This is a genomic window from Trichormus sp. NMC-1 (assembly GCF_001858025.1).
Lineage (GTDB): Bacteria > Cyanobacteriota > Cyanobacteriia > Cyanobacteriales > Nostocaceae > Anabaena.
Genome location: NZ_LZQD01000012.1, coordinates 1 through 21275, shown reverse-complemented (window position 1 = coordinate 21275; position 21275 = coordinate 1). Strand labels below are relative to the sequence as shown.

The following is a 21275-nucleotide window of genomic DNA, read 5'->3' as shown; positions in this document are numbered from 1 at the left end:
AGTTTAGTTTCTTCCGAATATAGTGGATTTTTATGTCAATTTTTCAAGATAAGCTGTTACGCATTTACTTTTTTTGCCCGAAAGCCTTACGGTAAGGACTCTAGGCTACGAAATATCAGATTTAGCTGCGTAACAGCTTAAGATATTTTTTCACTTTTTTTATTAGTGAAAGTCAGCAGCCCTCTAAATTGTCAGAGCAAGATGCTGTTTAGTATAATACCAAGTTTGCCAGAGTTTTGAAGTTGAAACCTTTCTCAGAAACTGAAAAGTCAACGAAAGTGCCATTTCGTTGACTGAATCCTCGAAATCCATCCAGACAATGGCATCAATCTTCATCCTCCAACCATCTCCGCCCAGCCTGAAGCGCGGCAGTCTAGGGAGAGGAGAATTACAACAAATTTTGTATGAAGCATTGCCACCAGAAATAGTACGTACTGGAATGACTTTTGAGAAATTTGAGGAAACCGAAGACGGTGTACGAGTGTACTTTCAAGACGGCAGTACAACAACTGGCGATATATTAGTAGGTGCAGATGGTCTTTATTCCCAAGTCCGTGCCAGTCTTGAGGGTAAAGAGCGACTAGAACAGCCAATCTACAGTGGTATGTGTTGTTGGAGAGGTTTTTTCAACGCTTCAACCGTTCCCTTAAATCAAGAATACAGTTGGATAGAATTTTGGGGTCAAGGAAATCGCTTTGGCTATTTTGATGTTGGCAAAGGGCAGTTCTCGTTTTATGGTTTCAGTAATACTGAACAGGGTGGGAATGATGACTCAGTTGGGGGTTCTTTAAATGCTTTAAAACAAATCTTTTCAGATTATGCTGAACCTGTACCTTCAATTCTCAAGGTTTTAGAAAACGAAAACATTTATCGAGATGATATTTTCGACCGTCAACCTTTAGATAATCGGCGGTGTAATAAATTTTCTGTTCACCAAAAATGCCCCCAGTGTAGCTGATCAACCGCAACTGCCAGCATTTTTCCGATGTGTAAAAAATTATAAGGATGCTGCCTGCTGCCTTTGAGTGTGCAGATAACTTCATGTATTTTGATATGAGGCATTTGGGCATGGGAGTAGCCTTTTTTGATATCACATTGTCCGACTCAGTATGGATGAGATGTCATTGAGATTTTATGAAATTCCTGATGAGAAGAGGAATTTGGTTGCTGAATGGTTTTCTGCTTGCGAACACAAACTGCGAGATAAAATTGTTGAATTAATTATTCCCGCTTAAATTTCCAGATTATTTGTAACTGCTTACCAACTGCTGGATCAAAATGTCTGGCGATCGCTACGCTCTCTATTCCTTCAGTCCCGTTAGGGATACGCCGAAGGCATCGCCATATCCCCACACGAGTCGGTGGTACTTCAAATTTAGGATCTGTAACTGTATACTTTGGATTCTAGTAAGGATGAGGGAGATGCCCCTAAAAGCTCAACAGCATCAAACCCAGGCTGACGGTCAAAACTGTTAATTTGCCTACTATCGTCCATAGATCGTCATATTCCTATTTACCGATCTAGGAGTCGCTCTATCCGTCAGTTTTCACCCTGTCACTGGTGCTACTTATGTCTAGCTTGGTATTACTCTCTGCTGCTACTGGGGTGAGCATGGACAAGGAGGCGATCGCTCCGCGAACTTGTGACGTTTCTACCTCAAGGTAGTTTTGCAATTGCTCCAAATTACGATGACCGGAAATTTCTTGAATTACCCGCAGAGGGATACCAGCGTTGCTCATCAATGTTAGAGCAGTGCGGCGGAAGCTGTGGGTACTTGCTCCTTCGATATCAACTTGCTGACAACCTTCTCTAAAGATAATACTGGCTGAGTCCGAGTGCAGATGTCCCCGTCCCCAGCGACCGGGAAACAGAAAACCGTCACTGGTAGTTGGAGGATTATACTGTTCTAGGAAGTGCCTTAAGTCATCTAGAACGGGAATAGTGCGGGTAGCTAGTTTCCCCTTAGTGTTACCTTTGCGGAGGATGAGTTCTGGGCGAATTCTGCCTTTTTTGTCGTAGACATCGGTAATTTTCAAGGTGACAGCTTCGTTGACACGGCAACCTGTGTAGAGCATGACAGCACAAAGGGTGCGATCTCTAGCAGTGGTTAATCCTTCTGTAAATAATCGCTGTATTTCTGGTTGGGTAAGAACTTTGGCTTTGCCGTGTCTGTCAATTTTCACATTGGCTGTTTACCCCCGATGGTTGATCATCGTAGCACTTTTTATTCCTCTACTGCCTCACTGGATAATACAAGCCATCTTGAAATTTCCATCCTAAACTACTGGGATCTCGGTTTCTGGACCAACTGATAAATTCCTGCTCAGTTTTGGTTTCCCGTTCCGTAATTAAACTCTGCGGTGTTACCCCCAATCGTTGCGCTAAGTTCTCAGGAGCAAATTCTTTGATTTCTACTGGTTGTTGTTGATACTGGTAGGGATACCCTGAGCGCCGGGGTCTAGAATTACCACCACCGTATTTGCCAGAAGCGATTGCTTTTTCAATTTTCTCTAACTGTTTACCAAGGACTTCCAATTTAGTGGACACCAGTTGATCTTGTTGGCAAAGGTGCGTTTCCAGTTCTCCGAGTTTTTCGTCAACTTGCTGTAATTCCGTGGTTGCTTCCAGTTCCACGCTGCTATCAAACCTTGTTATCAATTCCTGTAAGTCTTGTAATAACTCAGTTGTATGACCGTTGCGGTGGATTTTGGCTAAATGTCGTACTATAGGAATTAGTACAGTCGGCACGCGAATCATTTCGCTGGGTGGGGTCTTGTTGGTAGGCATGATATCTGGGGTTGATATCGAATATTGTAACTGAAACCGGAAATCTTCCCGCTTGTGTTTTGTCGGTTCGCAGACAAAGTGAAAATGTCGCAGACTAAATGAAATTTTGTTGCGGACTAATTGAAAATATGCTTGTGTAACCCTTATTCTTTCGTACCCTAAGAGCGATTCCTACGGAGCGCTTCGCTATCACTACTTACAGAAGTATTACTCCAAAGCCTTATACTGGAATGAGTTGCGCCCTTTTATTCCCATTTGGTGGAAAATTTCAATTAGTCCGCGAATTTGGTAGGAATTTTTCATCTACTCCGTGACAGATTTTCACTTTGTCTGCGACAAGGTAAGTTAGAACCTGATTATTCCGTTGAAAATTTTTCAATTAGTCTACGAACCGACAGTTTTTAGATAAGATGCAAGTTAAACACCCAATAAATGCTGTGTATAATACTATAAAAAATAATAAAATTACATAGGGATACATTTAAAATCAATGATGCGAACATCAGAGAAAACAAGTAAGTCCTCAGTGTCGAAGGTAATTGTGATTGGGGGTGGAATTGGTGGGTTAACTTTAGCCCGTGCTTGCCTAGATGCAAATATTGAAGTGGAATTGTACGAGAAACGTCAACTGGATGCAATGCTTTCTGGTTCAGGAGGTATATTTATTCAGCGAAATGCAGTTCGAGTTTATCAACTTCTGTGGTTAGGAAAAATTTATCAACGTTTTTATTTAGAAGGTGGCCAAATTATCAAGGGTGGTTTTTTTAGTAAAGATGGAACTCCACTGTACATTAATTCCCCAGAATTTGCTGGAGAAGAAAACTTAGGTGTATGTCTAGGGAGAGGAGAATTACAACAAATTTTGTATGAAGCATTGCCACCAGAAATAGTACGTACTGGAATGACTTTTGAGAAATTTGAGGAAACCGAAGACGGTGTACGAGTGTACTTTCAAGACGGCAGTACAACAACTGGCGATATATTAGTAGGTGCAGATGGTCTTTATTCCCAAGTCCGTGCCAGTCTTGAGGGTAAAGAGCGACTAGAACAGCCAATCTACAGTGGTATGTGTTGTTGGAGAGGTTTTTTCAACGCTTCAACCGTTCCCTTAAATCAAGAATACAGTTGGATAGAATTTTGGGGTCAAGGAAATCGCTTTGGCTATTTTGATGTTGGCAAAGGGCAGTTCTCGTTTTATGGTTTCAGTAATACTGAACAGGGTGGGAATGATGACTCAGTTGGGGGTTCTTTAAATGCTTTAAAACAAATCTTTTCAGATTATGCTGAACCTGTACCTTCAATTCTCAAGGTTTTAGAAAACGAAAACATTTATCGAGATGATATTTTCGACCGTCAACCTTTAGATAATTGTTGGGGTCAAGGAAGAGTAACTTTAATTGGAGATGCAGCACATCCTGTGCAACCAAATCTTGGTCAAGGGGGTTGTATGGCCATAGAAGATGCCTTTGAACTGGTCAAGTTGCTTAGTCATCAGGCTAGTTCAGAACAGGTGACATTACTTTTACGTCAATTTGAAAGTAGCCGTAGCAGCCGGGTAACTCGTGTATTTACTACTTCTCGGCAAGTTGGTCAGCTTGGGCAAACTAAATCTGCAATAGGGTGTTTTCTCCGCAATTGGATTTACAAACTCACTCCTACTTGGTTAGCTGACTTGCAGTTTAGATGGTTGTTCGATTACCAACCTACTTGGGAAAAATAGCCCCAATTGCTGGCGAGCGCGGCGGGGCGTAGCCCATCGCCTGAAAAGATTTGGTTTATTTTTTAACGGCTAATCAACTTTACATAGTAGGATATGGGTTAATAATAAGCAAGTTTTGAATATGTATAAACAATTCAATAAACTGAGTGTTTTAGCGGTTACAGTTACAATAGTGAGTTTATCAATACCACAGGTAAGTATTGCCGCGCCCAAAGGATTTAAGACCCCCAGTGGTAATATTTTCTGTGAGCTACTTGAAGGTAGTGATACTACTACAAACAGTTTACGCTGTGAAATTGCTAGTTCACTCAAACCCAAACCTCCACAACCCTACCCCGAATATTGCGGATTTGACTGGGGACGTGGTTTGATGTTACCAGCCACAAGTAAACCGGAAGTTCTTTGTATCAGTGATACTATCTCTGACCCTAACAAATCTGTCCTTGCTTACGGTCAAACTTGGAATAATGGCGGGTTTAAATGCATTTCACAAAAAACCGGACTGACTTGCACTAATAGTAATGGTATTGGTTTCTTCCTTAGTCGGGAAAAATGGCGGGTATTGGGTATCTCAAAATGAAGCTGTTTTATCAAGCGATGTTTGCGGGGGGCGAAGCTATCACAGTAAACATTGCTCTTAATTTAGATTAACTGCCTCTAGTTTTTGCAGTATTGCATTATTTATCCGTTGGGCTTCTTCACTGGAAGTTGGCTTAACTACAAAAAACTGATTGACTCTATCTTGAATTTCTTGGGGTAAAGATTGGAATTTCTCCGCATTACCAATGACCAGCCGACGACCGGGGTAAGGTACAAAGTCTTCAAATAATTCCATGCCAAAACTAATCAGCAGCCCTGATAATTCGCTGATGGGGTGGGGTTTATGATTGTCTTGGGTGCAGTTAATTTCTGATGCTAAATAACCGCAGAACCAAGATAGGGTGTCAAGGTCTGTTTGCAGTGCCGCAATGACTTTTAAGAAAATCTGCTGATTGAATGCCGGGGGCTGATTATCAAAGATATTGTCCAAAGCTTCTGGATGGCGTTTTTGACAATGCAGAATAGCTGACTCTGCTAATATGTCCAGTTTTGATTTCTTCGGGTTGCTAAATCCTTGACCCATAACATTACCTCTGTCTCTAGGGGCATTTTACCAGAATGTTTGTACCATTGCTTCGTTCTTAGGGGATAGGGCGTGGGGTGCGATCGCTTGAATGAATTATCAGAGGACTAAGGTATAATCTAGTGCTTTGATTTCAAAGATGCAGGTTTCCAACTAATCCGAAATAACTTAATCAGTAGATTCATGTTGCTTGCTGTGACGTTATCAATTGGGATGGTGAGTTTCCAATAATTCCGATTTGAGGTAATCGGTAAAGAGTTCGTCTAGCAGCCTTTGCCCAGTAAGGGTTTCAGCCGCCAAATCGACGCACCTCTAAAAAACATCATACACATTGTCCAGAATTTAGTAAAACACATACCTGAAATCCTCTCCCAGTAAGTAATCGACACCACTCAACGAAAAATATAGGGTTTTGGGGATTCTGTGAGTGGTGTCGAAAGGTGCAGATCCTGAATCTTCTTGTTCATGAATGATTTAGATGATAGACTCTGCTATTTGTTGCAACTTAGTCTGCAATTTATTGTAAATTCCAGTTTCTTTAGAAAGTCCAAATAATTTTAATGCTTTCAAAAGTGGTGATTTCACATTTTGTACATAAGCTCTATGAACTTCATTAATTAACAGTTCATCTTTATTGTTTGACTGCTGAGTTGAAGCTGAAAATATGTTAATTATATCATCACTATAACCCAAAATATAATTAATTACTTCCGGTTTTTTTACACCCAATAAGTTGTGTAATAATTGATTACGCAGGTCATCTTCTCTGTCTCTCTTATATTGACAAGACCAAGATAAATTTGCCCAAGGTTTAAAATCCGGTTTAAGTTCACATAGCCATTTAAATTGTCTACTATTATTAAGTTTCAAACTGTTATTACGTTCTCGTTGATATTTTTCCCAATGGTAGAAATCAAAATCCCCAGATACAGGAGGAGGAAAGCTTAAACTCTTTAAAAAAGCTGTAATATTTTGCATATTGTTAAATTTATTTAGGTGATTTTCAGACTCAAGAAATAATCCACTTCTATTCCAATCCACCACACTAGATATCTGGAAAATAGAGTCATCAATTTTCCTTTTTTGAGAAAAGATAGCAGCTTTCAAAAATGTTTCTTGCGTGGCACTTAAAAGTGCTATTCCCTGGATATAATTTTCTTGAATAAAAAAGATCTCAATTAAATCAAGAGAAATCAAAATTCTGTCAACTGCTGATTTAACTTCAAACTCTTGACCTTTGATAAAAGAGTTTTTAAGATTAAAAAAATCAGCAACTTCATTTATTTCTGTAAACATTTCATCATCAACTATACCGAGCAAAACTTCTTTAGCAGCAGCAGGTAATCCTTTATTTATTAACTGCTTGGCTTTTTGAATTTGTATACCTCGCTGATAACGAGAACTTTCAATAACTTGAGATTTAGATTTGAGATCATAATTTTCGTCGAAATACTCATTACTGACTAAAAACTGAACTTTTTTAAACCTGCCGATAGTCACAAACTGCACAGCAGAAGATATAGCTGGTGTTCCCGCTTGATGACTGACATAAACTTCCTGATTGACATCAATATTTAAATCTGTTAATTTTGCCTCCACGAGCGATAAAGTAGCATCCCAGTTATCAACACCTGGAGAATTTTGATCAGGAATTAGATATTCAAATTCTGGGTGACAGGTAAAATTTGAATTTTGAAAATACCATTGCAATAGAGGTTTAATAGTAGAAGTATCTTTCCAATAGGGTGATTTTTGGTGTAGTCTTTGTTCTTCACTACTAAATATTTGAGACTGGTCTGTTAGCAGAACAATTATTCTATCAATCTTAACATTTTTATCTGTAAAATATCCCTCATATGTATCAAGAAGAGGAAACTTTAAATCTGCTTTATAGCATTCTTCTGATTGATTTGCATAAACTAAACCTAATACCCTAGCTGGTACTGTATATCCAGCATTTTTATAGCATGGATCTAAAGCAAATTGCGAAAGACACAGCCAAAACTCTTCAAAGCTACCTGACTTATCAGGCGCTAAGGACGGTATTGGCACAGCTAGGCGAAACAAATCCTCCTTTAGCACATTGGTTGCAAAACTTTTCCGCTGGCAAAATCCAAGACGGAGAAGCGTATATTGAGGAACTGTTTCTGGAAAAGTCAGATTTGGCTTTGCGGATTATGACTGTCAGGGAACACATAGCGGCGGAAGTGGCAGATTTCTTACCAGAAATGGTTTGTACTGGCATTCAGCAAGCCAATATGGAACAGCGTCGCCAGCATCTCGAACGCATTACGCAACTAAATTTATCAAGTCCCAGCCCGGAAACACCAAAGACAGACAATATCTGATAGCCTGCGTGGCGTAGCCATTCCTAATTTGGATAATTTATCCAGTTAGTTCAGTCAAAGAAATAGTAAAAAATCTCCCCCACTTATCAAAAGCTATGCAAACTTTACCAAAAGAGCGTCGTTACGAAACCCTTTCTTATCTTCCCCCTCTGTCTGACGCGCAAATTGCCAAGCAAGTTCAGTACATTATCACACAAGGTTTTATTCCTGCAATTGAATTCAACGAAACTTCTGAACCTACAGAACTTTATTGGACAATGTGGAAGTTGCCTTTGTTCGGCGCTAAAACTGCTCAAGAAGTATTGAGCGAAGTTCAAGGTTGCCGTTCTCAGTATAGTCCCATGACTAAACCTCTCTTAAGTGAAATTGCCTGATGATGAATCTTTACCGTCTTTAGGTAAAGGTATCAGACTAAAAAAAAGACAATTGCAGCAAACCAGCTTTATACACTGGAATGCAACGGTTTTTCAGGCAAAAATTCCTCAGACGGCTTGTAAAGCCAAAAAGTTGATCTTGAATTAAGTGGGTTTAGTAGGGTATGCAAACTCAAGATGAAAAGATTTTGTATTCCTGGGACGAAAAATAACAGCGTCAAATAGTGCGTCTGAAAAATATGGTAAAAAATTTGTTGCGGTAAATTGCTACTGTAACCAGGTTTGTGCAGCAGTAATACTGCCACCATCGAGCCGTATACATTTAGAAGAGTATTTGAGAGGATAAACCCCAAAGAATTTGAGCAATGTTTTCGGAATTGGGTGCAATCATTAGTGGAGAAATTGGGTGTAGAAGTAGTTGCTATAGATGGTAAAACTCATCGCGGGTCATATGACCGAGAATCGAAACTAAAAGCTTTACATACAGTGAGTGCATGGGCTTGTGAGAATAGGTTGATTCTAGGACAAACAAAGGTCAATTGTAAATCAAATGAAATCACCGCGATTCCAGCACTGTTAGAGACTCTGGACTTGTCTGGCTGTATTATCACTATTGATGCAATGGGTACGCAAAAATCAATTGCCGAACAAATCATAGCTGGAAATGCTGATTATATTTTCAGCCTAAAAGATAATCATCCGACGCTACATCAACAAGTGAAAAATTGGTTTGAAATAGCACAATCTCTAGACTTTAAAGGTGTTGATGTCAGTATTAGTCAACGGGTCGAAAAAGGACATCACCGCATCGAAAATCGCACCTGTTATACTGTTCCCGTATCACAACTACCCGCACTTCATGAACAAAACCAATGGGCAGGATTAACAACAGTAGTCATGGTAGTTCGCAAGGTTCAGCATTGGAATAAAACTACCCATGAAGTGCAATTTTATCTTACTAGTCTTGATAGTGATGCTAACAAAATTGGTAGTGCGATTCGACAGCATTGGGGGATTGAAAACTCTGTTCATTGGACATTAGATGTCACTTTCCATGAAGATGAATGTCGGATTCATTCCATGCACAGTCCACAAAACTTTGCTTTATTACGTCGCATTGCTCTCAATGCCTTAGACCGAGAACCAACTTTTCGTCGTAGTATTCGACAAAAATCACGGCGAGCTGCTATGAATGATCAATACATGGTTTCTGTGTTAGCAGCATCCATAGCAAACTATTCTCCTCTACTGTAATTCCCCTGTCAACAGGATTTGAGACGCGCTAACCCTGCTATGAAGCCCTATACGATTGTATTTTATTCGACCGCATCAAGAACCGTCAACACATAGACATTTAGTATAAACTTTTATAGTGCTTATCCTAGAGGATGCTTAGTATATGATGAATATAGTTTAGCAGCACTTATAGTACCAAATTCTTCAGTAAATACAGCAACAGCCTGATTATTTTCAGGAAAACGAATAACAAAGTTTTTGTCTGTTGAATTATAGTCTAATTGCAATAATTCTATACCTTCATATTTTGCTACTTTACTAGCCCCTTCTTGTAATCCTTGTGTAGTTACAACTATTCCTCTACTTGCTCCCACATCTTTAATTATATAAGCAAATGCAGCTATTATATTTTGTTCTAATGCTGCACCTTTTTCGGTTTTTTTGCGTTTGTAGTGTTTACATTCAACTAAAATACGCTGTTCATTGATGTCATCACCATAAGCGTCTACTTGCCAATTTGTACCAGATTTACCAGGCAATTTTTCTTTAGGTTGAATTTTAAAATCTTTTAAGCTCAGGTGTTTTTCTAAATATTTTTTAACTACTTCATCGTTAAGAATACTACTTGTATATTCTTCATATTTTCGCCAGCTTGTTTGTTTTTTCAACATAAAAATTTGGACTTCAAATATTAGGATTTAAGTGTGATTGCTCTGCTATTGTGATAGATGCTTTAAATAAAGTGGTAAATTAACAGGAATAGGAACTACATCAGGAAACCTTTCTGCAACTAAAGGTTTAAGTGTATATCCAAGATAATTTTCAATACCATTTTGGAGTTTCGGTTCAACAATAGTCCAAGTTACAAACAATTCACCAAATTCTTTATAAGACATAATCTCTTGAGTATGCCGATGCACTGATAAACGGTCTACAATTATACCTTGTCCAACACGCACTACTTTTACCTGTATAGCTTGATACCAAATGATATAAACACCTGAAAGACGACACTTTAACAATTCAGAAAGATTCACTCCTTCTAATAATTGCCTTGATTCCCATTCAACAGAAAGCATTATTTAATCCTTGATCACAGTGTATTTATTTTACCATAGTATTAATAATTCTATTTGCACATTTATGACAACTACTAAATTTCCTCAGTATCATTGTATGATTATCCTACCCCCAATTCCCAAAGAGCGATACATTTGCTAAAATTACAATCATCACAACACCAATTAATCACTATGTACTCCACCAATCCACACCAAGAACTCTTACAAGCGATCGCTAACCTTAGTGATCAACAAATCCCACTTGTCTTACAATTTATCTCATCCCTAGAAACACCTATTAACAATTATCCAACTTCAGCTAAAACAGTTTTAGAACGAATGGGTGGTTATCCCAAATTTTTACTAGAAGGATCAGGAGATTTGTCAGATAGAGATGTACGCAAAAAAGCAATCGCTGACAGAATTCAAGCAAGACATCAAACAAGAACTCATGAATAATTATCCCCTGATTTTAATTGATACTGGAATTCTTGTTGCCTTCTATGACCGTAAAGACAAGTATCACCAACAAGTTGTTAACTTTTTTAGCACCTGTACCAGTCAACTCATCACAACAATTGCCTGTGTTACAGAAGTGATGTGGTTACTTGCTCCAAATACAAAAGTGCAGAACGAATTCTTATCTGCCTTATCAATAAGAGTTTTCTTATGCGAACATTTACTACCATCAGACTATCAAAGAATCCAAGAACTTAACACAATTTATCAAGATTTACCCGCAGATTTTACCGATTTATCGCTTATTGCCATTTCCGAAAGATTAAACATTTCTGCTATTGCCACTCTAGACAAAGACTTTAATATTTATCGCCGCTATCGCAAGCAACCATTTAATCGCATATTTTTACCTTAATTAGACGAGCAAAATTAAACTTGTATTGCTTTGAGATAAAGGGCGATAGGGCAATGGCTGACTTGTCAATTCATTTTTTAATTTGTGATAACGGAGTGCGCCACTTGCAATTCTTTTACCTCTACTATACCGAAATTCTCTCAACCAAAACCTGTTGCATAATTTGCTGTTTCAACGAATCCGCTGCAACTGAAGCAATCATTTCCCAATCTTTTTCTGTCAACATTACCCCAAGCAGTTCGCGCAACACCTGATGATTAGAAATAAACTCTTCACCAAAAAGTTCATCCCTCTGCAACACAGTTTGAATATATTCTTTAACATTAGGTGTAGGTAGCCTGAATCTTTCCAGCAACTTCTCTCTTGCGGTAGCAGATGCTATAGAAGTAGCAGTTCCTAAATTCCAATCTTTGAGCAACAAACGCACTTCTCGATTCAACGAAATCCGCAAAGTTTTTAAGCGATAAAACAATTCAGGATTAAGCAACAGTTGACTAAAACCAGAACCCCAATCTAAACCAGCACCAATATTACCCCCTACTTCTTCCTCAGCTTTGATGCTTTTTCTCAACCATTCTTCGTTCAGCAATAAATCCATCGGGTTTGCTAATTCTTGGTTAGAGGCGAACGGAATATAATTAGATTCTTGCTGACTCATTACTTACCTTCACTGCTTTTGTTATAAGAACGCCATACACCGTACTCAAAATAAACCAAATCATCGTAATCTTCATCTTGCCCTAAATCTAGCATTCCTTGATTATCGTAGAATTTTTCCGTTCCTGGTAAAGAATGCAAGCCTACCCTACCTTCATAACCTAGCTCGAAACTGCGGGTTCGGGCAAATACCAGAAATACACTCCCAACACCTTTGTATCGTGGTGGGCGTTGGACATCCTGGCGATTCCAAGGTGCTGTAGCAATTCCATCAATATATACTAAGCGTTTACCCTCTGTGATGCGTGAGCCGTGCATCTGAGTTTCCATCAGCATCAATCCTTGGGTTTCACCTTCGCACTCAATGGCATAACCTTCACGGTTTGAACTGCTGGCAATAAATCTCAGTTTAAACTCCCAGTCCCAAAATTTATCAGCTTGTACGTATAAATTTAGTCGGCTTTTCCACAGCGATAGATAATCATCAACGTGCTTTTGTGCCAGTTCCACTAAATACGCATTTACAAAAGTGCTATCCTCACCACGAATTAGCTGAACTTGCAGTTGCACTCGTTACTCCTTGTTGGTGAAAATGACTGTGGTAACAAACTAAAATACTATCATTAATAGCTGAGTTTCCTGAGTGCAGCAGACAAGATTTACTACTACCTCTGTACAACCTTCACCAACTTTATCAGTTCAATTCTATATTTTGACTTCGACTCTGGCTTCTATTATTTGATATTTCCTGTTTATTATTTAGCGATGCCTCGGTTGAGTATAGCGACTTCCCAGAGGATATATTTGCTGATAATCGATCCCTTTCTAAAATCATCTCCTGTAACTCACTTGCGGCTGCTTCTGAAAGCGGAAATATCTCTTCTCCTGTGTGAATATTCCCTCTACAAATCGTTCGCTTATTCTCATTCCGCACAATAAAATCACCACTAGACTGAACATAAGCCATCCACTGTCCACCAATTTTGAATTGCTCAATTTCCTTACTTTCAGATTGATTGGCTTGTCGCTGTTCGTAGGTAATACCAATTGCTTCTACCAAATTATCAAACATTTCCTTTCGCCAAAATTCCCGGTGAATAGCTTGCAATTCCCCAGCATTATCTAACATTGGTTCTGATTCCGCTAATGTCACATCTGGTAACTCTATCGAATCAGCATTAACCTTGAGGATAATACTAGAACCTTCTGGTTTTAATGTGGCTGCAAATGTAGTTCCCACAGGCAACTTAGGACTATCAGGTGCAAAAGTTCCTAAATTCTGACCATCAATTTGTAATATTGGTGTCCCGTTATAACGATAAAAATCTGGGTGTGATTCAGGTAATTCAAAAACTCCTACTTCTAGAATCACACTCCGCTTTCTCCATTGCTGACTGGCAAAGTTTTCATCAGCAAAATCATTGTATTTAATCCCCAACACTTTCATTTCTGCAAACTGAAAATCCTGAAGCTGTTGACATACTTCCTCAGTAAATAAATTATATGCCAAAGCCCCCACACCCGCATCCTGACGTGATGTTGCCCAACTATGATCTACGGGAGGAATGATGCGTAAATCTTTAGGAATATTCAATTCATCTAAATCGTGAATATTGTCACCAAATTTAGCTGCTAATTTCTCAACTAATTTGGGAGATAAATCTTTAAAAGCAAATTCAATCACAGGTAATTGCGGATGAATAGTGGCATCAAATTCAATTCCTTTTTGTTCTAAAGATTCCTTCCATTTAATCGCATCTTTCCCAAACGGAACAGTCAATACATAAGTATCTTGTGGTAATGCTGCACTAGGCATTTCATAATTATGCTCAAAGGAAAACGTGATTTCCATCTGTGCTGCCAACTGTAAACATTCCTTACGATGTCGGTCTAATTCTGGACGGGTGTGTTGGGTGTGCCACAGTGCTGCTGCACCCTCAAATCTATCCTCTGAAGTGGTGAATAATTCATCAATTTCGGCTCTGTAACTATCGTAAAGTTTGCCCAATTCTTCATTAAAAGCTTCCCTATCATCTCCCACCCGTTCTTTAATTTCATCTCTCGATTGTTGAAACCTAGTTTTTAATTCTTCTGCCCATTCCAAAGCATCTACAGATAATGTTTCTTTGGGAAACAAATAACGAAATTCATGTCTATCTCTACTGCGAATCCGTGTTGGTTCCCACAAGGGATTTACTACTTCTCTGGCAATCACATTTATTGCTCCTGGGGCATCTGCTGGCATAGCAAAGGAACGATAAAGCCGGTCATCTTTTTTAAAGTCAAAGAAGTAACTGGGATGGGATTCTGACCATTTTTTAGCATCTGCTAATAAGTTCGCACCATCAATTTCTTGAATGTCCTCCAATCTTTCGGCACTTTTGGGTGAATCTACTTCTACTTGCAGTGCTTGAAAAAGACGATTTAGCAGCTTCCTTTGTCGTCTGGTAAATCGTTCGCTATTTTCACCTTCACGCGGCGTTGAGGACTGGACACGCCCAATGTTTGTTGCTACCAATCCTACTTTATTTTGACTGCTGGCAGCGGCAATTTGTGATAAATCACGGTATTTTAAATTGCCTTCTTCATCTGTAATTTCTGTATATGCCAGTTTAGGACGTTGTTTAACTGGTTTAAAATGTCCAGGTTCACCTGCGCGGAGTGTTTCTTTGGCAATATTCGGCAGTTTATTAGCAGAACTAACCATTAATTGGTCGCCGTCAAAATCAGCTTGGTGATATTCCTCAGCATCTTTGGGGTGAATCCAAACTACGTTGCGAGTTTTCTTTAGTTCTGGATCATGAACGTTACTGTAAAGGCGGATATTGTCTGAGTTGACAATGGGGTAACGGGTAAGAATCACATCTCCTTCTGGTAGATGGGGAACACAAATTGTCCCTCGTGGTAAGGTGTCGCATGGCATGGCCATACCTGAATTATGGCTGTATCCACTTTTAATCGCTAGGTCACGCCATTGATTGGCGATATAATCAGTAGCAAATTTGCGGAATTTGGGTGTTTCAATTAATTGACCATATTTATCGCTGCGAAGTAAAGAAATCCAGCGAGATTCCTGTGCCTGATTGTTAGTATTATCATCTATTTCGTTAACAGTTTCTTCTGTTTGTTCTTGTTGGGATTGCTGTTTATCATATTGTTGAATAATGTATTTTGCCAAGGTCAAGGGATTACTTTGTAACTGTGCCAATTCCTGAGCTTTTTTCTCAGTTGGTTGACTTAAATCTTGTTGAACTGCTGCTTCTGAATACCAGATGGTAAACTGCCAACTATTATCGTAACTGGTGGCTTTGGCATTACCTCGATTACCTATTACTGCTTGGGGAAGTTGATATTCACCACAAGGGATTAAATCTTGAAATTGAGATTTTTTGATCCCTTTAATTGAGGAACGATCCATGATAATATCGTAACCCTCGGCATCTGTTAATTTGGCATCTGGTAAAAAAGTTCCTTTGGCTAAAAAGCTGGTTTTTGGAGCTTGAGAATTATCACTTTCAGCCCAAGATTTCATCCACGCAAATCGAAATTGCAGTGGACAATTACGTTCTCCTCCCAGTTGTTTGGCTAGTCGCGGTGAAATCTTGCCGTGACAGTCTCCGGTTTTGTAATCAGCATATTGTGGGTCTGTAAAGTCTACGATTTTGACTCGTAAGTTTGTAAATGTTTCTGAACCTTTATAGCAATTACTAACTAATAATGAACCATAACGACAAGCGGTATCTGGTTCTGTGGCAAATAACCGTTTAATTTTTTTCCGCAGTGCATCGTCAGCGAAGTAATAATTATCGCCTGAACTAAAGGCTAATTTGCGTTTAATTCCGTCTGTAAATGTTCTTTGTCTTAAATGGTTGGCATCTGGATTTTTACTGTCAATTTTCACCAGGAGGAGAGATGGCAATTCTGATGGCTCAAATATTTGTGCTAATAGGGAATTTTTAATGATTTCTGGTTCAGATAGATATCTCCCCTTGCCATTGTTGTACGACCCATCAAAGATAGGTATACTCAGTCCAGAACCTTCTATAAGCCTAGTAGTTAAATCCATTACCAGTAATCTATTAGATAGCTGATCTAGCAAGCATCAGATTCTAATATTCATCTTGGCATGGATTTACACCCAGTGAAATCATCCAAGTGGATATTTTGCTAGTGTCAAAAGATAACTTGGCAAGTGGGAAACGAACGAGTTATAGCTAGTGCTGTGTTATTAACCACTAACACAGACACAAGTTTTATTTGCTGTTGCGATAACTGCGATCGCCGTACCCCTATGGAGAAGCAAGCTACGCGAAGCGTCTCGTAAAGAAAGCATCGCATTTCAAATACAACTTATTTACTATAACTAAATTCCATCACTATGACTTTAAAAAAATCAAAGTTTACTTTAGGTAGGGTGTAGAATCCAAAGAACCATCTCACATTCTTTGTGAATACTTATTGTATCCGCTCAATAAATGGGGGCGGACTAGCTGTTGGGGAACGATTTTACGCCATTTGAGGCTTGTCATGGAAGGATTTATCCCGGATTATTGAGCGGTTATTACTTATTTCTGTTAACTTTTTTATCGAGTAATGCGGAAAATTTTATCCCGCTGTGGAGGGCAATTTCCCCGTCCATCACAGTTACTGGTGGTGACATATAATTCACCATCTGGACTCATAATTGCCTCTCGCAGCCGTCCATATTGACCTTGCAAATACACCTCATGACGCTCAACTTGTTGGGGAGACTGGGGGTTGAAAACAACGCGCTGCAAATGTTGAGAACGAAGAGTGGCGATTATTAAGCTCCCTTTCCATTCAGAAATAGAATTTCCAGTATAAATTGCTGCTCCACCAGGAGGTAAAGCTTCACGCCAAACAATTGACGGAGTAATCATTCCTTTCTTTGATTCACAACGGTAGATAGTAGGCCAACCCAGATTGTCTCCTGCTTTTGCTAAACTGAGTTCATCGTGACCCCTTCTTCCCAAATCCCCACTAGGTCCGTGGTCTGTTACCCATAGTGTCGATTTATCCAGCCAATCAAACCCTTGAGTGTTGCGAATCCCAGTTATATAGACAGGATTTTTACTAAACGGATTGTCTTGGGGTACTTGTCCGTCAGGTGTCACACGCAGGATTTTACCAGCAAGGCTATTAACATCCTGGGAACTTTGCGGTTCTCTGGCATCACCTGTGCCAATGTAAAGCATTCCATCTGGTCCAAAGCGAATGCGACCACCATTATGAAATTGTGCTACGGGAATATTGTCAACAATTACTTTATCCGGGGAAGCACTGAGTCCATTCTCAGATAGTCGCCATCTTTCCACACGATTAACCTGTGATCCATTTCGATCAGCAGTGTAGTAAATGTAAAAAAATCGGTTGTTAGCAAAGTTAGGATGAGTGGCAATACCCAATAAACCATCTTCACCGCTTTCTGTGACATTGATTGTAGCTACTGGTTGAGAAATCAGTTTACCATTCCGCACGAGGCGGACTCGTCCCGGTCGTTCGGTAACTAACATATCTGTATTTGGCAGAAAAGCTATTCCCCAAGGAACTTCTAAACCTGTTACGACTTCTTCTACCCGCAGTTTTACCTGTCCTTGGGAACCGAAGCCATTTTCTACTAAGGTACAGGCTTGCTTGTTAGTAGCAGTTTGTTGGCTGACTTGTTGGGCTGTTTCTGTTTGTTGATTATTAGTGTTTGCGGACTCAGTTGTTGCTAAGTTGCAAGCTGAAATTCCTACTAAAACCATGCCGAAAAGTAATTTTGCTGCCAGAGTTTTTGTCTGTTTCATGATTTGTTTTGTCTACAAAATTGCTACCTGCAACGAAACAATTGTCAATTAATCAAAGATTTCTGGTCTTTCAATAATGAACCATTCATGATACAAAATTGCTAGAAAGAAGTTTTCATTTCTGAGGCGGTCACAAACTGTCATAAAGCCAGAAAAGAAGGGATCATCTTCATAGGTGGTATCCGATAAAAATAGTGTGAGTGATTTTTTATCTTCAGCCCAAATAGAACGGATTATGGAAATATTGGGGTGATGAGATTTATCTATAGGTAATAATACTGGATATCCATCAATTTCCATAAATTCTGGTTCCCCATATTGCAAAACAGATGACCAATCTTCAGGTCCTTCATGTTTTTCAATAATCCTATCCCACCTTACCGATTTGATTTTTTCTAAAGTTTCTGGTGATAAATCTGATAATTTCATATTTTTTCCCAAACTAAAAACTGAAACTTATCGCTGTCACACAAAAATGTCTGGAAATCAATCAACTGCTCAATCAGATATGATAAGTGTATCTCTGATGAGCAGTAAGATTCACCAATAGAAATAATTTCAGCAAATTATTTTTTCTCAGCGCAACCTGTTCGCACTGTCCTACCCAAAATTAAAGTTGCTGTGTAGGGATATTTTTTATCTGACATACCATCGCTACAGAAGCCATTAGCTTTCTGAATCATCAGCATATTATCTGCTCCACCACGTAAGCGATAAACTCTAAGCACATCTAAAGGCCGTCCGTCTGCTGCTTGGGGATTTACATAAGGAAAGGTTTGTTTTCTAATTTTATCTGCCACCCAGGAATAAACGATACCTTTTTGGCTAACATTTATATTCCAAAATGGTTCATTACCTACTACGTTAAATTCTTCTACTCGGCTGCTGGCAATATGATTTTGTGCCGATTTAATTGCAACATTTGCTGTTGCGCTGGCAGTAGCTGGGGTTAGGGATATACTGGCTAATCCCATACATAATATTTTTAAACACAAAAGCTTGTTCATGAATTTTCTACCTGGATTGGGTATCTACAACACGATTAACTAATATATTGAGCGCGATAAGTAATACACCTATTTAGGTGTCAAATAATTAAACAAAAAGAGATCCCTAATTTCCTAATACAACAGAAAAAAAGTCAATGATGTATAATTTGCTAACTTTAACATTTATGATTCTGGAAAAAAGTCTAGTAGTCTGTCAAGTTTATGAGGATATTGTTTTTGAGGAATTAGTATAAATCGCTAGTATTTCTAAGCTGTTACGCAGCCAAGAGAACTCCACAAAAAAGATGAACTGCTTGCAGCAGCGCTAGTTCCCGGTTGAGTCGAGGGGGAATATTATTTCCCGCCCCTCTCAGTTAGATCCGTGCGTACCCGTTTCCGTGTACACGGCTCCTGATGTTCTTGGCTTGCGCCTTTGCTCATGTGTACGTAATCGTGGCAGCTTTCATGAATGGCTAGAAGGTTTTTAGGTTTACCATTCTTATGGTTTCCATCTAAGTGATGTAAGTGTACCTTCTCATCACTGAGCATTTTTAATCCACAATGTCCACATCTATGGTTTTGCCGTTTGAGGGCTTTAGAGGTATGGTTGTCATAGAGCTTGCTGTTACGCTCGCTCCAATAACTCAAATCTCCGTCGTAGGGTGATTTCTCTCCTTTGACATTGATGTGTTTGTTTTCGGAGTAGGGAACTGATGGAAACGCTTTATCCAGTAATTGTTTACAGGTATGGCGATTCTGTTTAGCTTCTTTGTTAAATACCTTGAATGCTCTGTGATTGATGTGCCATAAGGAAAACTTCGACCCGTCCATCTTGCAGAAGCGGTGGTAATTCCTCCAGCCTCTAACTACAGGGGCTAATTTCTCAGCCTTTGTGGTAGCACCATAATTCGAGTTATTGACGATGAGTTTTACTTTCTTACGAAAAGTTTTATAATTGTCCACTGATGGAACGCATCTAAACTTCCCGTTTTTCTGGACTTTAAAGTTCCAGCCGAGGAAATCAAACCCATCTGTCGTGGCGGTTAGCTTGGTCTTTTTCTCACTGACTTTCATTCCCCGTTCTGCTAGGAACTGACTGATTTTGTCAAGTATTTCTATGGCATCGTCTTGGGGTCGGAGTATTATTACCATGTCATCCGCATAACGGATTGTTGGCTCAATAATCCTATCCTTTGGGGTTTTGTTTGTAATTCTTTGCTTAGAATTAGCGTTGTATCTATGAATACTTTCAATCCCATTTAAGGCGATGTTGGCTAATAGTGGACTCACCACCCCGCCTTGAGGTGTTCCTTGTTCAGGAAACTCTGGATTAACTCCGGCTTTGAGACATCGGAAGATTCCTTGTCTTATGCTATAAGGAGCTATGAGTTTATCCATAATGGCAGTGTGGTTTATCCTGTCAAAGCATTTTTCAATATCGAGTTCTATAACTCGTTTATCTATTCCATTGCTTTTGGAGCTTAGGCTAAGGAACAGGGTTTTCTGAGCGTCATGCGCTGAACGTCCTGTCCGAAAACCGTAACTCTTCGCATGAAAGGTTGCTTCGTGCGCTGGTTCTAATGCGTATTTGATAAGACATTGGTATGCCCTGTCCGCAATAGTAGGGACTTTGAGAATTCGGGTTTTACCGTCCTTTTTAGGGATGGGTATTTCGCGTAATCCCTGGTGTTTCCAGTTATTACATTCGGTTCTGAGTTTTTCATTCAGTTCAAACCTTTGCTCGAATGAGAGTGCGGTTTTCCCGTCAATTCCCGCTGTCTTTTTCCCAGCATTTAGCTGTGTTACTTGACGGATAGCCAGTAATCTTGCTGCGGTTGATTTCAGAATCAGCTTTTGTAGGGACTTTGCTTTGCGCTTGTCGCCAACTTGAACCGCTTTGTACACTCGTTTTTGTAGGCGGAATAAGTTACGGCGGAATTTCTTCCAAGGCAACGTTTTCCAGGATTCACTAGAGTTATCTCTGTGTCTAATCATGCTCTGCGACCATTTGTGTATTCTGAACACCTCAGACCAATTACGGTCTGTCCTACCCGGATTGAGGGAGTTCCGCTGCTCGTCCAGCCTACTTAGGGTTCGACCGCCCTTAGACCCTCAATCCGTTTTTATTCGTTCCCTCGGTTGATTGTTCGTTCCGTTAGGTGGGTAGAGTCGAAGGCGGGTATGATCCCGCGCTCCTCTCTGTTAGATCCGTGCGTACCCGTTTCCGTGTACACGGCTCCCGATGTTCTTAGCTTGCGCTTTTACTCATGTGCTTGTATTCATGACAACTCTCGT

The 21275-nt window shown here is 39.5% G+C and carries 19 protein-coding genes and 2 pseudogenes; 8 read left to right on the top strand and 13 right to left on the bottom strand.

Features of this window, described 5'->3' with window-relative positions; genetic code table 11:
• Nucleotides 1-319: 319 nt before the first annotated feature.
• On the top strand, nucleotides 320-958 hold the full coding sequence (locus A9Y75_RS30430; protein WP_071192212.1) for a hypothetical protein: 639 nt from the start codon (nucleotides 320-322) through the stop codon (nucleotides 956-958).
• A gap of 575 nt (nucleotides 959-1533) precedes the next feature.
• On the opposite strand, the gene A9Y75_RS24285 is transcribed toward A9Y75_RS30430, so the two are convergent.
• Nucleotides 1534-2184, bottom strand: a complete 651-nt coding sequence (locus A9Y75_RS24285) for a site-specific integrase (RefSeq protein ID WP_071192210.1) — start codon at nucleotides 2182-2184, stop codon at nucleotides 1534-1536.
• Nucleotides 2185-2233: 49 nt separating this feature from the next.
• Complete coding sequence (locus A9Y75_RS24280) at nucleotides 2234-2788, bottom strand: hypothetical protein (RefSeq protein WP_071192208.1); 555 nt, start codon at nucleotides 2786-2788, stop codon at nucleotides 2234-2236.
• Between the two features lie 493 nt (nucleotides 2789-3281).
• Between A9Y75_RS24280 and A9Y75_RS24275 the strand changes: the two genes are divergently transcribed.
• Both A9Y75_RS24275 and A9Y75_RS24270 read left to right on the top strand, forming a co-directional pair.
• On the top strand, nucleotides 3282-4508 hold the full coding sequence (locus A9Y75_RS24275; protein WP_071192367.1) for an FAD-dependent monooxygenase: 1227 nt from the start codon (nucleotides 3282-3284) through the stop codon (nucleotides 4506-4508).
• 121 nt (nucleotides 4509-4629) lie between these two features.
• The gene (locus tag A9Y75_RS24270) at nucleotides 4630-5088 is read left to right on the top strand and encodes a DUF6636 domain-containing protein (protein ID WP_071192206.1); all 459 of its coding nucleotides are present in this window, start codon (nucleotides 4630-4632) and stop codon (nucleotides 5086-5088) included.
• Between the two features lie 57 nt (nucleotides 5089-5145).
• Here A9Y75_RS24270 and A9Y75_RS24265 read toward each other — a convergent pair whose 3' ends face one another.
• Both A9Y75_RS24265 and A9Y75_RS24260 read right to left on the bottom strand, forming a co-directional pair.
• Complete coding sequence (locus A9Y75_RS24265) at nucleotides 5146-5631, bottom strand: hypothetical protein (protein ID WP_071192204.1); 486 nt, start codon at nucleotides 5629-5631, stop codon at nucleotides 5146-5148.
• Between the two features lie 474 nt (nucleotides 5632-6105).
• A complete protein-coding gene (locus A9Y75_RS24260) occupies nucleotides 6106-7683 on the bottom strand; it encodes a hypothetical protein (protein ID WP_177176287.1) in 1578 nt (525 codons plus the stop codon).
• On the opposite strand from A9Y75_RS24260, the pseudogene A9Y75_RS24255 reads away from it, so the two are divergent.
• From A9Y75_RS24255 to A9Y75_RS24245, 3 genes and pseudogenes are all read left to right on the top strand, one after another.
• A pseudogene (locus A9Y75_RS24255) lies at nucleotides 7599-8028 on the top strand (chaperonin family protein RbcX). The gene A9Y75_RS24260 and the pseudogene A9Y75_RS24255 sit on opposite strands and share 85 nt — an antisense overlap.
• A gap of 46 nt (nucleotides 8029-8074) precedes the next feature.
• A pseudogene (locus A9Y75_RS24250) lies at nucleotides 8075-8314 on the top strand (ribulose bisphosphate carboxylase small subunit); the annotation flags it as partial.
• 321 nt (nucleotides 8315-8635) lie between these two features.
• Entirely contained in the window at nucleotides 8636-9607 is a 972-nt protein-coding gene (locus A9Y75_RS24245) for an ISAs1 family transposase (RefSeq protein ID WP_236721516.1), read from the top strand.
• A gap of 122 nt (nucleotides 9608-9729) precedes the next feature.
• Here A9Y75_RS24245 and A9Y75_RS24240 read toward each other — a convergent pair whose 3' ends face one another.
• On the bottom strand, nucleotides 9730-10260 hold the full coding sequence (locus tag A9Y75_RS24240; protein WP_071192200.1) for a restriction endonuclease: 531 nt from the start codon (nucleotides 10258-10260) through the stop codon (nucleotides 9730-9732).
• 45 nt (nucleotides 10261-10305) lie between these two features.
• Nucleotides 10306-10668, bottom strand: coding sequence for a hypothetical protein (locus A9Y75_RS24235; protein ID WP_071192198.1), 363 nt, complete (start codon nucleotides 10666-10668; stop codon nucleotides 10306-10308).
• Nucleotides 10669-10842: 174 nt separating this feature from the next.
• On the opposite strand from A9Y75_RS24235, the gene A9Y75_RS24230 reads away from it, so the two are divergent.
• Nucleotides 10843-11109, top strand: a complete 267-nt coding sequence (locus A9Y75_RS24230) for a hypothetical protein (RefSeq protein WP_071192196.1) — start codon at nucleotides 10843-10845, stop codon at nucleotides 11107-11109.
• Nucleotides 11102-11524 (top strand): PIN domain-containing protein, encoded by a 423-nt coding sequence (locus tag A9Y75_RS24225; protein ID WP_053540963.1) that lies wholly within the window; start codon nucleotides 11102-11104, stop codon nucleotides 11522-11524. Before A9Y75_RS24230 ends, A9Y75_RS24225 begins: the two co-directional genes overlap by 8 nt.
• A gap of 124 nt (nucleotides 11525-11648) precedes the next feature.
• Here A9Y75_RS24225 and A9Y75_RS24220 read toward each other — a convergent pair whose 3' ends face one another.
• The 7 genes from A9Y75_RS24220 to A9Y75_RS24190 all read right to left on the bottom strand — a co-directional run bounded on the left by A9Y75_RS24220 (nucleotide 11649) and on the right by A9Y75_RS24190 (nucleotide 20975).
• On the bottom strand, nucleotides 11649-12182 hold the full coding sequence (locus A9Y75_RS24220) for a hypothetical protein (protein ID WP_071192194.1): 534 nt from the start codon (nucleotides 12180-12182) through the stop codon (nucleotides 11649-11651).
• A complete protein-coding gene (locus A9Y75_RS24215) occupies nucleotides 12182-12751 on the bottom strand; it encodes a GNAT family N-acetyltransferase (protein ID WP_071192192.1) in 570 nt (189 codons plus the stop codon). Before A9Y75_RS24215 ends, A9Y75_RS24220 begins: the two co-directional genes overlap by 1 nt.
• 124 nt (nucleotides 12752-12875) lie before the next feature.
• Entirely contained in the window at nucleotides 12876-16247 is a 3372-nt protein-coding gene (locus A9Y75_RS24210; protein ID WP_071192190.1) for a hypothetical protein, read from the bottom strand.
• A 517-nt stretch (nucleotides 16248-16764) separates the two neighbouring features.
• A complete protein-coding gene (locus tag A9Y75_RS24205) occupies nucleotides 16765-17991 on the bottom strand; it encodes a PQQ-dependent sugar dehydrogenase (protein WP_071192189.1) in 1227 nt (408 codons plus the stop codon).
• Between the two features lie 48 nt (nucleotides 17992-18039).
• Complete coding sequence (locus A9Y75_RS24200; RefSeq protein WP_071192187.1) at nucleotides 18040-18420, bottom strand: hypothetical protein; 381 nt, start codon at nucleotides 18418-18420, stop codon at nucleotides 18040-18042.
• A 137-nt stretch (nucleotides 18421-18557) separates the two neighbouring features.
• The gene (locus A9Y75_RS24195; RefSeq protein ID WP_236721515.1) at nucleotides 18558-18998 is read right to left on the bottom strand and encodes a hypothetical protein; all 441 of its coding nucleotides are present in this window, start codon (nucleotides 18996-18998) and stop codon (nucleotides 18558-18560) included.
• A 336-nt stretch (nucleotides 18999-19334) separates the two neighbouring features.
• Nucleotides 19335-20975, bottom strand: a complete 1641-nt coding sequence (locus tag A9Y75_RS24190) for a reverse transcriptase domain-containing protein (RefSeq protein ID WP_071192183.1) — start codon at nucleotides 20973-20975, stop codon at nucleotides 19335-19337.
• Nucleotides 20976-21275 lie beyond the last annotated feature (300 nt).

Coding starts and splice junctions, on each gene's coding strand:
- A9Y75_RS24280 (WP_071192208.1), bottom strand. CDS start 2,788: ATGCCTACCAACAAGACCCCACCCAGCGAAATGATTCGCGTGCCGACT.
- A9Y75_RS24240 (WP_071192200.1), bottom strand. CDS start 10,260: ATGTTGAAAAAACAAACAAGCTGGCGAAAATATGAAGAATATACAAGT.
- A9Y75_RS24235 (WP_071192198.1), bottom strand. CDS start 10,668: ATGCTTTCTGTTGAATGGGAATCAAGGCAATTATTAGAAGGAGTGAAT.
- A9Y75_RS24275 (WP_071192367.1), top strand. CDS start 3,282: ATGCGAACATCAGAGAAAACAAGTAAGTCCTCAGTGTCGAAGGTAATT.
- A9Y75_RS24200 (WP_071192187.1), bottom strand. CDS start 18,420: ATGAAATTATCAGATTTATCACCAGAAACTTTAGAAAAAATCAAATCG.
- A9Y75_RS24270 (WP_071192206.1), top strand. CDS start 4,630: ATGTATAAACAATTCAATAAACTGAGTGTTTTAGCGGTTACAGTTACA.
- A9Y75_RS24265 (WP_071192204.1), bottom strand. CDS start 5,631: ATGGGTCAAGGATTTAGCAACCCGAAGAAATCAAAACTGGACATATTA.
- A9Y75_RS24190 (WP_071192183.1), bottom strand. CDS start 20,975: ATGATTAGACACAGAGATAACTCTAGTGAATCCTGGAAAACGTTGCCT.
- A9Y75_RS24195 (WP_236721515.1), bottom strand. CDS start 18,998: ATGAACAAGCTTTTGTGTTTAAAAATATTATGTATGGGATTAGCCAGT.
- A9Y75_RS24230 (WP_071192196.1), top strand. CDS start 10,843: ATGTACTCCACCAATCCACACCAAGAACTCTTACAAGCGATCGCTAAC.
- A9Y75_RS24205 (WP_071192189.1), bottom strand. CDS start 17,991: ATGAAACAGACAAAAACTCTGGCAGCAAAATTACTTTTCGGCATGGTT.
- A9Y75_RS24225 (WP_053540963.1), top strand. CDS start 11,102: ATGAATAATTATCCCCTGATTTTAATTGATACTGGAATTCTTGTTGCC.
- A9Y75_RS24210 (WP_071192190.1), bottom strand. CDS start 16,247: ATGGATTTAACTACTAGGCTTATAGAAGGTTCTGGACTGAGTATACCT.
- A9Y75_RS30430 (WP_071192212.1), top strand. CDS start 320: ATGGCATCAATCTTCATCCTCCAACCATCTCCGCCCAGCCTGAAGCGC.
- A9Y75_RS24220 (WP_071192194.1), bottom strand. CDS start 12,182: ATGAGTCAGCAAGAATCTAATTATATTCCGTTCGCCTCTAACCAAGAA.